General features: G+C 68.4%; 9 protein-coding genes. 4 read left to right on the forward strand and 5 right to left on the reverse strand.

From position 1 onward, the window contains the following. Positions 1 to 442: 442 nt before the first annotated feature. Positions 443 to 1,684, forward strand: a complete 1,242-nt coding sequence (locus tag FBZ87_RS04330) for an efflux RND transporter periplasmic adaptor subunit (protein WP_145609150.1) — start codon at positions 443 to 445, stop codon at positions 1,682 to 1,684. Continuing rightward, positions 1,681 to 4,818 carry an efflux RND transporter permease subunit gene (locus FBZ87_RS04335; protein ID WP_145609151.1) on the forward strand — a complete coding sequence of 1,046 codons (3,138 nt, stop codon included), beginning with the start codon at positions 1,681 to 1,683 and terminating at the stop codon, positions 4,816 to 4,818. The genes FBZ87_RS04330 and FBZ87_RS04335 overlap by 4 nt, the downstream gene beginning before the upstream one ends. A gap of 30 nt (positions 4,819 to 4,848) precedes the next feature. Here FBZ87_RS04335 and FBZ87_RS04340 read toward each other — a convergent pair whose 3' ends face one another. Together FBZ87_RS04340 and FBZ87_RS04345 are read right to left on the reverse strand one after the other, a co-directional pair. Then, entirely contained in the window at positions 4,849 to 6,531 is a 1,683-nt protein-coding gene (locus FBZ87_RS04340) for a methyl-accepting chemotaxis protein (RefSeq protein WP_145609152.1), read from the reverse strand. Positions 6,532 to 6,685: 154 nt separating this feature from the next. After that, complete coding sequence (locus tag FBZ87_RS04345; RefSeq protein WP_145609153.1) at positions 6,686 to 7,024, reverse strand: DUF1491 family protein; 339 nt, start codon at positions 7,022 to 7,024, stop codon at positions 6,686 to 6,688. 140 nt (positions 7,025 to 7,164) lie between these two features. On the opposite strand from FBZ87_RS04345, the gene surE reads away from it, so the two are divergent. Further along, positions 7,165 to 7,932, forward strand: a complete 768-nt coding sequence (surE, locus tag FBZ87_RS04350) for a 5'/3'-nucleotidase SurE (protein WP_145609154.1) — start codon at positions 7,165 to 7,167, stop codon at positions 7,930 to 7,932. A gap of 179 nt (positions 7,933 to 8,111) precedes the next feature. Beyond that, a complete protein-coding gene (locus tag FBZ87_RS04355) occupies positions 8,112 to 8,267 on the forward strand; it encodes a hypothetical protein (protein ID WP_211106848.1) in 156 nt (51 codons plus the stop codon). Between the two features lie 27 nt (positions 8,268 to 8,294). On the opposite strand, the gene FBZ87_RS04360 is transcribed toward FBZ87_RS04355, so the two are convergent. The 3 genes from FBZ87_RS04360 to FBZ87_RS04370 form a co-directional block, all read right to left on the reverse strand. Further along, positions 8,295 to 9,938, reverse strand: a complete 1,644-nt coding sequence (locus FBZ87_RS04360; RefSeq protein WP_145609155.1) for a diguanylate cyclase — start codon at positions 9,936 to 9,938, stop codon at positions 8,295 to 8,297. After that, positions 9,935 to 10,327 carry a response regulator gene (locus tag FBZ87_RS04365; protein ID WP_145609156.1) on the reverse strand — a complete coding sequence of 131 codons (393 nt, stop codon included), beginning with the start codon at positions 10,325 to 10,327 and terminating at the stop codon, positions 9,935 to 9,937. The genes FBZ87_RS04360 and FBZ87_RS04365 overlap by 4 nt, the downstream gene beginning before the upstream one ends. A gap of 143 nt (positions 10,328 to 10,470) precedes the next feature. Continuing rightward, positions 10,471 to 12,387 carry an ATP-binding protein gene (locus FBZ87_RS04370; protein ID WP_145609157.1) on the reverse strand — a complete coding sequence of 639 codons (1,917 nt, stop codon included), beginning with the start codon at positions 12,385 to 12,387 and terminating at the stop codon, positions 10,471 to 10,473. Positions 12,388 to 12,915: the final 528 nt, after the last annotated feature.

Genomic DNA, 12,915 nt, shown 5'->3' on the forward strand with positions numbered 1-12,915 from the left:
CCGGTGTACCCTATCCATCGCAGGCTGCGAAGGCATGAACGCGCCGTGGCCGGAGATGGGCGGTATGTTCCGCCAAAGGGGACGGCGCCGGGTACCTGTCTCCCGTCGCTCGTGCAGGCCGCTTCACGCGCTGGCGGGGCCTCAGACTTTAAGGATAATGCCTGAGGCCGATGTATATCTTATAAGACTGCGAAAACCGGGATCCGCGACGTTTTGCCTGCTTGGGGGTGGGGCCCGGGGGGCTGGCGGTTGTGCGGACGAGGCGCGGGGTTGGGTCGCAGATGCCGACGCGTGGGCTGACAGGGCTGGGCGTGATGTCCGCCGTCCGACGGGCGGCGGCTGGTGTCGTTTTCAACCGCGTTAAGGCAACTGTCACCGTTTTGCCCCATGATGCCACCGGTCCCGATGTCGCCCGCCCCCGTTCGTTCCCGGAGAAGTCCCGATGAATCGTCGCACGGCCGCCGCCGCGCTGGTCCTTGCCCTGATCGCCGCGTACGGCGGGTACCGCGTGTGGGGGGCCAAGTCCGAAGCGCCCGGGGCTGAAGCGGAAGCCTCGGCCCCGCCGGGCACGCGTGGCCCTGGCACTAACAGCAACGGCCCGGTGCCGGTGGTGACGGCGCACGTGCGGCGCGGCGCCATGCCCATCGACGTGGCCGCCGTGGGCACGGTGCAGCCCATCTCCACCGTGCAGGTGCGCGCCCGCATCGACAGCCAGCTGATGGAAGCGAAGGTGGAGGAGGGGCAGGAGGTCAAGTCCGGTGACCTGCTGTTCCTGCTGGACCAGCGCCCGGCCAGGGCCGCCCTGATGCAGGCGGAGGCCAACCTGGCCCGTGACCAGGCCAACCTGGGCCAGGCGCGGTCCGACGCCAAGCGCAACGCCGACCTGTTCGCGCGGGGCGCCGTCTCCATGCAGCAGAACGAGCAGGCGTCGGCCACCGCCAAGGCGCAGGAGGCCACGGTGCTGGCCGACCAGGCGGCGGTGGACCAGGCCCGCCTGACCCTGGCCTTCACCGAAATCCGCTCCCCCATCGACGGGGTGGTGGGCAGCATCCAATTGCGTCCCGGCAACCTGGTGAAGGGCAGCGACAGCGGCTCCACCCTCACCACCCTGGTGCAGGTGGCGCCCATCAACGTCGCCTTCACCGTGCCGGAGAAGCATGTGACGGCGGTACGCCAGGCCTTGCGGTCCGGCCGGCCGCCCCTGGTTTCGGCCAAGACCGCCGACGGCCTGGTCGCCGCCACGGGCCGCCTGGTCTTCATTGACAACAGCGTGGACGCCCAGTCCGGCACCATCCAGCTGAAGGGCCTGTACGACAATAAGGACCGCGCCCTGTGGCCGGGCCAGTTCGTGGACGTCACCCTGCACCTGGGCATGGAGGCCGACGTGCTGTCCGTGCCGGCGGTGGCGGTGCAGCGCGGCCAGGCCGGCGCTTACGTTTTCGTGGTCAAGGCCGACGACACGGTCGACATGCGCCCGGTGACGGTGGGTCGCTTCGCCGAGCAGGGTGCCGTCATTGCGAGCGGCGTCGAGGCGGGTGAGCGGGTGGTGACCGAAGGCCAGCTGCGCCTGGTCCCCGGTGCAAAGATCGTGGAACGCCCGGCCACCCAAGGGGGCGGGGTCGAGGCCGACAGCGCCAATCCCAGCGCGGGCGCCGTGCAGGCCAGCGGAAAGGCGCGCACGTGAACATTTCCGAGCTTTGCATCCGCCGGCCGGTGATGACCGTCCTGCTGACGGCGGCGCTGATCCTCAGCGGCGTGCTGGCCTACAAATACCTGCCCGTGGCGGCCCTGCCGCGCGTGGACTTTCCCGTCATCAGCGTGTCGGCCAGCCTGCCGGGCGCCAGCCCGGACACCATGGCGTCCTCCGTCGCCATCCAGCTGGAGCGTGAGTTCTCCACCATCGCCGGCATCGAGAGCATCACCTCCAGCAGCGTGCAGGGCAGCACCAACGTCAACATCCAGTTCGAACTGGACCGTGACATCGACAGCGCCGCGCTGGACGTGCAGGCGGCCTTGTCCCGGGTGCAGCGCCGCCTGCCCATCGAGATGACGACCCCGCCCAGCTACCGCAAGGTGAACCCGGCCGACCAGCCGGTGCTGCTGCTGGCCCTCAGCAGCGCCACCCTGCCGCTGAGCCAGGTGGACGAATACGCCGAAACCCTGCTGAGCCCAGCCCTGTCCACCCTCAGCGGCGTGGCGCAGGTGCAGGTTTGGGGGGCGCAGAAGTTCGCGGTGCGCATCCGCCTGAACCCGGAGGCGCTGGCCGCCCGGGGCATCGGCGTGGATGAGGTGCAGAACGCCATCGTCGCCGCCAATTCCAGCTCTCCCGTCGGCGTGGTCTCGGGCTCGGCGCAGCAGCTCATCCTGGAGACCAACACCCAGCTGTTCGACGCGCAGAGCTTCTCCCACCTGGTCATCGCCACCCGCAACGGCGCCCCGGTGCGCCTGGGCGACGTCGCCAGTGTCATCGACGGGGTGGAGAACGACCGGACCGCCAGCTGGTTCAACGGCACCCGCACCATCGTCCTGGCCATCCAGCGCCAGCCCGACGCTAACACGGTGGAGGTGGTGGACGCCGTGAAGCGGGTCATCCCCACCTTCAAGGCCAGCCTGCCGCCCTCCATCAACATCAACGTGCTGATCGACCGGTCGCTGTCCATCCGCGCGGCGGTGGAGGATGTGCAGTTCACGCTGATCCTGACCATCGGCTTGGTGGTCATGGTCATCTTCCTGTTCCTGCGCAAGGTCAGCGCCACGCTGATCCCCGGCATCGCCGTGCCCATCTCCCTCATCGGCGCCGCCGGCGCCATGAAGGCCTTCGGCTTTTCCATCGACAACATCTCGCTCCTGGCGCTGACCCTGTCGGTGGGCCTGGTGGTGGACGACGCCATCGTCATGCTGGAGAACATCGTCCGCTACATCGAAGAGGGCATGAGCCCGTTCGAGGCGGCGGTGAAGGGCAGCCGGGAGATCGGCTTCACCATCATCTCCATCACCCTGTCGCTGGTGGCGGTGTTCATCCCCATCTTCATGATGGGCGGCGTGGTGGGCCGGCTGTTCCATGAATTCGCCGTGACCGTGACCCTGGCCATCGCGGCCTCGGCCATCACGTCGCTGACGCTGACGCCCATGCTGTGCAGCCGCTTCATCCACCATGACCACCATGCCAAGCCCAACCGGTTCGAGCGGGTGACGGAGGCGGGGTTCCAGGCCTGGCTGAAAGGCTACGACCGGACGCTGACTTGGTGCCTGGCCCACCGCCGCGTGGTGGTGGCCGTGTTCTTCGCCACCCTGGTGGGCACCGTCGTGCTGTTCCAGCAGGTGCAGAAGGGCTTCTTCCCCACCGAGGACAACGGCCAGATCTTCGCCCAGACGGAAGCCCGGCAGGACATCTCCTTCGACGCCATGATCGTCCTGCAGCAGCAGGTGGCGGCGGCGGTGGCCAAGAATCCTTATGTGGAGACCTTCATCTCCTCTGTCGGCGGTGGCGGCAACGTCACCAACGCCGGCCGTGTCTTCATGTCGCTGAAGGACCGCGCCCACCGCCCCAAGATGGAGGCGGTGCTGCAGAGTTTACGCCGGGACGTGGCCGGCATCCCCGGCATCAACGTCTTCTTCCAGCCGGTGCAGAACCTGAACGTCTCCGGCCGCCAGTCCAAGAGCCTGTACCAGTATACGCTGCAGGGCCTGGACCAGCCGCAGCTGTACCAATGGTCGGACCGGCTGATGCAGAAGATGGCGCAGATGCCGCAGTTGCAGGACGTGGCCAGCGACCTGCAGCTGTCCGGCCAGAACGCTTCCATCCATATCGACCTGGACAAGGCCTACATGCTGGGCCTGACAGCGGAGAACCTGCGCTCCAGCCTCTACAGCGCCTTCGGCACGCGCCAGATCTCCACCATCTACACGCCGACCAACGATTACGAGGTGATCCTGGAGCTGTCGCCGGAGGCGCAGAAGTCGGCCGACGTGCTGAACCGCATCTACATCCGTTCCGACAGCGGCAAGCTGATCCCCCTGGGCGCCGTGGCCCGCATCGACCGCACGTCGGGCCCCATCAGCGTGAACCACCAGGGGCAGCTGCCGGCCGTCACCCTGTCGTTCAACCTGACGCCGGGCGTCTCCCTGGGGGCCGCCGTGACGGCCATCGAGGGCGTGCAGCGCGACATCGGCATGCCGGACAGCATATCCGGCAGTTTCCAGGGCACCGCCCAGGTGTTCCAGCAGGCGTTGGCCAACCAGGGCCTGCTGCTGCTGACGGCCGTGCTGGTCATCTACGTCGTGCTGGGTGTGCTGTATGAAAGCTTCATCCACCCGCTGACCATTCTGTCCGGCCTGCCCTCGGCGGCGGTGGGGGCGGTGGGTTCGCTCATGCTGTTCGGCTTCGACCTCAGCGTCATCGCCATCATCGGCGTGCTGATGCTGATCGGCATCGTGAAGAAGAACGCGATCATGATGATCGACTTCGCGCTGGAGGCCCGGCGAGAGGGTGCTGCGCCGCAGGACGCCATTTACCGCGCCTGCCTGCTGCGCTTCCGCCCCATCATGATGACCACCATGGCGGCCCTCATGGGCACGCTGCCCATAGCGCTCGCCTCCGGTGCCAGCGCCGAGCTGCGCCAGCCCCTGGGCGTGGCGGTGGTCGGCGGCCTGGTGGTGTCGCAGCTGCTGACGCTCTACATCACCCCGGTGCTGTACCTCTACATGGAGGATTTCAGCCGCTGGATCGACCGGCAGCTGCATCGCGGCAAGGCCCGCCGCGCCGCCCGCCGCCTGGTCCCCGCCAACACCGACGGCCGCGCCAACGCGGCGGAGTAGGGCCCCCCGCCGCGTTGGCCCTCCGGCGCGTCAGGCGGCGCGGATGCCGCGCAGGAAATTGTCCACGTCGCCGCGCATGCGTTCGGCATTGCGGGCGAGGTCGCTTGAGGCGGACAGCAGTTTCTGCGCCACCGATCCCGTGGTCGCCGCCGCTTCGGTCAGGCCGCCGATGTTGGCGCTCATCTCCTCGGTTTCGCTGGCCGCTTCGGTGACGTTGCGGGCGATCTCCCGGGTGGCGGCGCCCTGTTCCTCGACCGCCGCCGCGATGCCGGACGAAATGGTGCGGATCTGGTCGATGACGCCGCTGACGGTGCGGATGGCGGCGACGGCCTGCGCCGTTTCCTGCTGGACATCGGCGACCTGGGCCGTGATCTCCTCCGTCGCCTTGGCCGTCTGGGTGGCGAGGGTCTTCACCTCGCTGGCGACCACAGCGAAGCCCTTGCCCGCCTCGCCGGCGCGCGCCGCCTCGATGGTGGCGTTCAGGGCCAGCAGGTTGGTCTGGCTGGCGATCCCGGCCACCAGTTGAACCACCTCGCCGATCCGGCCTGCCGATTGCGACAGGCTCAGCATCATGGTGTTGATCTTGCCCGTCTGGTCCGCCGCTTCGACCGCGATGCGGGCCGCGTCCGCCACCTGGCGGCTGATCTCGCTGATGGACGCGTACAGCTCCTCCGACGCGGCCGCTACCGTCTGCACATTGGTGCTGGCCTGTCCGGCGGCGGTGGCGGCGTCCCGGGCCTGGATGCTGGCCCGGTCGGCCACGTCGCTCATCGTCTCCGTGGTGTGGTGGATTTCGTTGGCCGCCTCCGCGCTGCGCTGGATCAGGCCCATGACGCTCTGCTGGAAGGTGTTGGCGATGGCCTCGCGCTCCGACTTCAGCGCCGCGGCGGCGCGGCCGGCCGCCTCCCGCCGTTCCTGCTCCTTCCGGTCCAGTTCCATCAGGCTGTCGCGGAACACGGTCAGGGCCCGCGCCAGTTTGCCGATCTCGTCCCCCCGCGCGGCGTGAGTGATGGCGATATTCCGGTCACCATCGGTCAGGCGCACCATGGCATCGGTAATCGCCTCCAGCGGGTGCGTGATGGTGCGCACCAGGTAGAGCGACAGCCCGAGGATGGCCAGGCTCACCACCGCCAGGGCGGTGCCGTAGGTCATCAGGCGCTGATGGAACAGGGTGTCGATGTCATCGATGTAGACACCGGCGCCCACCAGCAGCTTCCACGGGGCGAAGGGGCGGATGGAGGCCAGCTTGGGCACGGGCGCATCGCCCTGCTTGCGGGGGAAGGCGTAGGCCACGTCCCCGCCGCCGGCGCGCGCCGCCTCGATGAACAGCCGGATGAACGGAACGCCGTTCGGATCCTTGAGGTCGATCAGGTCCTTGCCCTCCATCTGCGGCTGGGGACCGACGACCTGGGCGATCCCGGTATCGCTGTAGACGAAGATGTAATTGCCGTTGGCGAAGCGGATGGCGCGGATGTCCGTCTTCACGCGCTCCAACGCCTCCGCTTCGCTGAGTTTTCCGTTGCTCGAGAGGTCGTGATAATAGGCCAGGAGGCTGGTTGCCGACTCGACCTGTCGCAGCATCTGTTCCTTGCGGCCTTCCAACATCAGGGTGCGCTCATGGAACGTGCTCAGGATGGCGATGATGATCATCGCGGCGACCGGCAAAAGGACGGCCGCCAGGATTTTAACCCTGACACTCACGGATCTTGGCATGCCGCTCTCCCTTATGGGTTGTTTTATAAGGGGAATTAGGGCGATTCAGATGCCTTGTTCAAGGTTGGCGGGTCGGTTTGTAAATAATAATTTAAATATACGGCGTGCAATTCCGTCGAAACTTGTCTGATCCGGGCAGGGGGGCACCTAGGGCTCAGATCACCTTGCCCTCGAACGGGTGCGACCCGTCGCGGCTTTCCACCTCGATCACCCACAGGTCGGGATCGCGGCGGGTGGCGCGCTCGATGAAGGCGTCGGCCTCCGATTCCGGCACCTGGGCGCCGCTGAGGCCGGGGAACCAGCCCAGCTTGCCGTCCATGTCGCGGCTCTGCGTGTAGACCTTGGCGCCCTGGAAGGGGATGACGACCTTCAGCAGGATCAGCCCGCTCTCCGCCTCGCCCTTGCGCAGGACATAGACGGGGATGCTGTCGGCGGCGCAGCGGCGCAGGTGCAACTGGACCCAAAGGGCGGTGGACAGCCGGTCGTCGGACATGGTCCCGGGGTTCCTGAAGGATTGGACGGGAAAAGCGGTAAAAGCGGAGTGGGGCGCGACATTGCGGCTTGCCATCCGCGCCGCCGCCCGGAAAGGTGCGCCCGTATCTATAGGGTTCCACCGCTTTCGAGGCCAGAGTCATGACGTCATCCGTCCCGCCCGCCCGCCGCCTGGGCCGCGTGCTGCTCACCAACGACGACGGCATCAACGCGCCCGGCCTGGCCCTGCTGGCCGACCTGGTGGCCGGGGTGGCGGAGGAGGTCTGGGTGGTGGCGCCGGAGAAGGACCAGAGCGGCATGTCGCGTGCCGTCACCCTGACCACGCCCCTGCGGGTGGAGGAACGGGGGGAACGCCGCTACGCCCTGACCGGCACGCCCAGCGACTGCGCCATCTTCGGCCTGCGCCACCTGCTGAAAGACAATCCGCCGGATATCGTGCTGTCCGGCATCAATCGGGGCGCCAATGTGGGCGACGAGGTACCCTATTCGGGCACCGTGGCGGCGGCCCTGACCGCGCGCCTGCTGGGCGTTCCGGCCATCGCCTTCAGCCAATCCTTCGCCAAGGGCGGACAGGTGCGCTGGGACACGGCGCGGGCCGTCTTCGCCCGGTCGCTGGACTATGCGCTGGACCTGCGGGTCGCCACCAACGCCGTGCTGAACGTGAACTTCCCCGACGTGGACGCGGCCGATGTGGGCGACGTGGTGCTGACGCGGCAGAGCCGGGGCACCTTGGATCGCATCGACGTGGAACCGCGCGCCGACATGCGCGGCGGCACCTATTACTGGATGGCTTTTCGCCGCCACATGCCCATCCTGGGCCCGGACACGGACGCCGGCGCGCTCAAGCACGGCCTGGTGTCGGTGACGCCCCTGGGTTTCGACATGACCGCCCCGGAAGGCATAGCCTGACCAAACCGCCCCAGACGGCATAGCCTGACAGAGACCACCCTGGCCCGCCCTTTGCTTCCGTATAAAGGGAAGGGGGCCGGCGGCCGGCCCCCAGGAATCCCGGATCAGACGGGAAGCCAGGCCAGCCAAGGGGTTTCACCATGTCGGGCGTGTCGTTATTCCAGGGAAAGATTTACCGGGTGGGCAGAAGCGTACTGGTGCTGGGCCTGGCGCTGGGGGCCCTCAGCGGCTGCGTCGTGGTCGATGCCGCCGGCACGGCCGTGGGCACGGCGGCCGACGTGGCCGGCACGGCGGTCAGCACCACGGCCAAGGTGGTGACGGCGCCCGTGCGGTAAGCCGGCCGGCCCACGGCGCCGCTGAAATCAGCCCAGCTCGATCCTGTTGCGGCCGGCGTTCTTCGCGCGATAGAGCGCGGCGTCGGCCGTCAGGTTCAGGGCCTTGGCATCCAGCCCGGGCTTCAGTCCCACTACGCCGCCGGAAAAGGTCACCTGGAACTGGGTGTCGCCGTGCACATAGGGGATTTCGCTGAACTGCTGGCGCAACAGGTTCAGCCGCTCCGCCGCGTCCTGGGCCTTGGTCTGAGGCATCAGCACGGCGAACTCCTCGCCACCATAGCGCCCGATCATGTCGCTGCGCCGCAGCCGCTGCTGCAACAGGCGTGACAGGCCCTTGATGACGCGGTCGCCGGCGCCATGGCCGTAGCGGTCGTTGACCTTCTTGAAATGGTCGATATCCAGCATGGCGAAGGACAGGTCCGTTCCGTCACGCTGGGCGCGGGCCACCTCGGTCGCCAGCAAATCCTGGATCATGGGGTGGTTGTAGGCGCCGGTCAGGCCGTCGCGCACCATCAGCGCCTTCAACTGGCGGGCGCGCCGGGCGCGGGCGCGCACGGTTTCGGCCAGGTCCCCCAGATCGACGGGTTTGGTCAGATAGGCATCAACGCCCGTGCGCACGGCGGAGCGGTGCGTCTCCGCGTCCAGGTCCGCCGTCAGGAAGACGATGGGCAGGGCCAGCAGGCCATCATATTGCCGCAGGACCGACGCCAGTTCGAAGCCCGTGCACTGGGGCATGATGAGGTCGGTCACCATCAGGTCGGCATTGTGGTCATACAGCGCCTCGACCGCCTGCAGCGGGTCGGTCACCAACCGTGTCTGCATGCCGGCGGACCGTAGCGCCATCTCGTAATAGGCGCCCAGCGTGGCGTCGTCATCCACGATCAGGATGCGCAACGGCTGGTCGGGGTCGCGTTCCGTCAGGCGGTCCAGATGATCGACAAGGGCGTTGGCGTCCGGCGGTTTCACCACATAGGCGTCGCAGCCGGCCCTTGCCGCTGCCAGCCGCGCGGCGAAGCCGGTGGCGGACGACAGCGCGAGGGTCGGTATCTTGCGCCCCTTTCCGTCCGTCATCTGCGTGGCGTTGGGGATCATGCCGTGCGGGTTGACGTCCAGAATGATCGCTTCCGGTGCGGCATCGGCCACGGCGGCGGCTAGGGCGTCGCCATCGGGGAAGGCGGTCAGCTTATAGCCGTAGGCGGCCAGGATGTCGGCCAGATCCTCGGCGCCCGCGCCATCGGCTTGCATCAGGTAGACGGAACGGTAGGGCCCCTCGCTGGACAGGGTGGGGGCGGTGGGTAGGGTATCGACGGCGGGGGCCAACGGGGCGGCGCCGGCGATTGTTCGCTCCAGTCCATCGATAGCAGCGCGGAGCACCGACGGGGCGATGGCGCCCGGCCGGTTGATCACGCCCTCCAGCACGCGGGCGGCGACGCTCAGGTCCGGCAGGCCGAAGGTGGCGCCGGAGCCGGCCAGGGAATGGGCATGGCGCGACAGGTCGGCGCGGGCGGCGGTGGCGTCGTCGCCGTCCAGTCCTTCCAGCGCCTCGGCCGCCTGCCGGATTTGCGTCAGGCGGTCCGGCAGGCCGGCCAAGAAGTCCTGGCGGATTTTCTGCATCCGCGCCAGCAGGTCCGCTGGCAGGGTCGGCATGGTGGGTGGGGTGTCCTGGATCATGTCGGGCCGGCGCCACCCCACAGTTCGCGCACGGTGTTTGGCAGGCTCATGGGGTCGAAGGGCTTGGCGACGACGCCCACGGCGCCCAGCTCCTTGAACCGTGCCACTTCCGACGGTTGGACCTTGGCGGTCATGAAGGCGATGGGCACGCCGGCCAGGGCCGGGCGCTGGCGGATGGCGGCCAGGGTGGCGGGGCCGTCCATGCCGGGCATCATGGCGTCCAGCAGGATCAACTGGGGCGTCCAGCCGTCCAGGATTTCCAAGGCGCGGGCACCGGATTCAGCCATCTGCACGTCAAAGCCGCCGACATGGCGCAGACTGAGTTCGACGATGGCGCGGATGTCCGGCTCGTCATCGACATAGAGGATGCGGTTCAGTGACTCGGCCATGCTGCCTCGCGGTGGTCTTGGGCGGGACATGCCGGCGTCCCCGTGGCGCTACAGTGCGCATCAGGGTAGCCGCCGGGGCCAGCGGGCGCAAATGGAGTTCGGGCGACAGTCGGCCACAGGCTATCGGGCCGCCAAGATGCCGTTCAGGGGGCCTGAGGGCAGGGGGGCTCAGGGCACGGGGGCTCAGGGCACGGGGGCTGCGGCATGTCGGCGGCCGCAGGGGCGTCGGACCGGGCGCCGATACGCCTGGATGGCAGGGTCAGCACGAATTCCGTGTCGCCCGGGTGGCTGGTCAGGGTTATGTGCCCGCCGTGGCGCTCCACGATGGCTTTGACGATGGACAGGCCCAGGCCATTCCCCCCTTTCTGCCGGCTATCCGACGAGTCCGCCTGGGCGAATTTCTGAAACAGGCGCGGCTTGAACCAGTCGGGCACGCCGGGGCCGTTGTCGTGCACCGAGAGGCGGATGCGGCCTTCCTGCATGTCGCCCCGCACGGTGACGGCGCCGCCCGGGTTGGAATATTTGATGGCGTTGGACAGCAGGTGGGCCAGCACCTGCCGCAGGCGCCGCGGGTCGCCCACCACGGGAAGGGGGCCGGCGGAAGTGTGGCGTAGGGTGATGGTGTGTTCCTCGGCCATGGGGCGCAGCGTCGCCACCGTCTCCGCCGCCAATTCCGCCAGGTCCAGCTTGTCCGCCTTCAGGTCCAGGGTGCCGGATTCAATGCGCTCGATATCCAGCAGGTCGTTGACGATGGCGATCAGCCGCTCGCTGTTGCGGTCGGCGATGCGCAATAGGTTCTGCGCCTGTTCGGTCAGGGCGTCCGGCATGCCCAGCGCCAGGCGGATGGACCCGTGGATGGAGGTCAACGGCGTGCGCAATTCATGGCTGACGGTGGAGATGAAGGCGTCCTTCATGCGCTCCACCTCCTTGCGGTGCGTGATGTCGCGCAGCACCAGGGTGTAAAGGGGGCGGTCATCCAGCTGGGTGGTGGTGACGGTCAGTTCCGCTGGGAAGCGGCGTTCCTCGCCGCGCACCTCGACCTCGCGGGGGCGGTTCCCTTCCAGCGCCAGGGGCAGCCACAGGGTGCCGGCCGCCTCTTCCAGCACGGCGCTGGCGGCGGCGCTGGCCCCGGCCAGGCTGGGCAGGGTCAGGAAATCGTCCACCGGCAGGCCCAGCAATTGGCGCACGTCGCGGCCCAGCATGGTGGCGCCGGCGCGGTTGGCGGACAGGATGACGCCCGCCTCATTGATGGTCAGGACACCGTCCTCCAGGCTGTTCAGGATGCTGTCCAGCCGCTCACGACTTTCCTGCACGGTGGCCAGCATGCGGCGTTCCAAGGCCTGGCGCTCCGCCCGCTGGCGCTCGCGCGCCTGCTGCTGTTCCTTCAGCGACTGCAGCGCGCGTGCCATGGTGCCCAGCTCATCGCTGCGTCCGGCACCGGTGACCGTGACGCTGGTGTCGCCCCGGGCGATGCCGCGCAGCGCCGTGGTCAAGGCCATGATGGGCAGCACCAGGCTGCGCGACAGCAGCACCCAGATGCCGATGGCGGTGGCGACGATCATCAGGCCGCCCACCAGGATGCCCAGCGCCCCTTCCGACTGGGCGTTCTGCTGGCGCACCAGATCCTGGTCCAGCATCTCGCGTTCCGCCGTCGCGATGGCGTCCAGCGTGCTGCGCACCGCATCCATTGAACGCTTGCCCCCTAGGGCCCGGGCCTGGTCGCGGGCCAGGGCCCGCGTCGTGGGGTCTGTCGCCATGGTCAGGGTGGGGTTGGCGTAGCCGTCCTGCCAATCACGCACCTCGGCGCGCAGCGTGTCCACCCGCCGCCGCTGGTCCATGTCGCTCTGGATCAGCGCCTCCAGCCTTGCCAGGCGGCTTTCCTGCGATTGCATGGCTTGGCGGGTCGGCTCCAGGAAGGTGGGGTCGCCCGCCACGATATAGCCGCGCAGGCCCGTCTCCTGGTCCAGCATGGTGGTGCGCACCGCCTCCACCGCCTGGATGACGGCCAGGGCCTGCTGGCTGTCGCGGGTGGTGCTGACGATGACGTCGATCCTGCGCATGCCCCACAGGCAGACTGCGGCCGCCAGGACGAAGAGCAGGGTGAAGGCCAGGAACAGGCGGCGGGGGATGGACAGGCCCTGAAGGGGGCGCGCCTGGGTGTCGTCGGGGGGGATGGGGATGTCGGCGCCGGCGGCGTGCGCGTCGGCGATGGTCGCGTCCGGGGACGGCCGGGCGCTCTCCTGCGGACTTGTTCTTTCGGTGCCGCCGTGGGCGGGGGCGTTGAGGTCCAGGATTATCCGCTTTCGTCTTGCCGTCCGGGGTGCGCCCGGTCAGGGAGCTGGCAAGCAGGCTTGCCCGCCAATCGTTAACAATTCCACTCTGGGGCACCCATTGCGGGTAAGTGGAGCGGCGGCCCCGGGGGTTGGGGCCGCCTGGTGCACAGCGTTGATTCCACGCTGTCCGCGCACGATCACCAAGGGTGCATTTGGTCGGGATTTCGCGAACTCGGGGGGTACTTTAGCCCTAGGCCATGCCGGGAGCGGAGCCGGATTGCGCTGCAATCGGCCCCGCTCCCGGTATACCGCCCG

The organism is Nitrospirillum amazonense (assembly GCF_007828035.1).
GTDB lineage: Bacteria > Pseudomonadota > Alphaproteobacteria > Azospirillales > Azospirillaceae > Nitrospirillum > Nitrospirillum amazonense.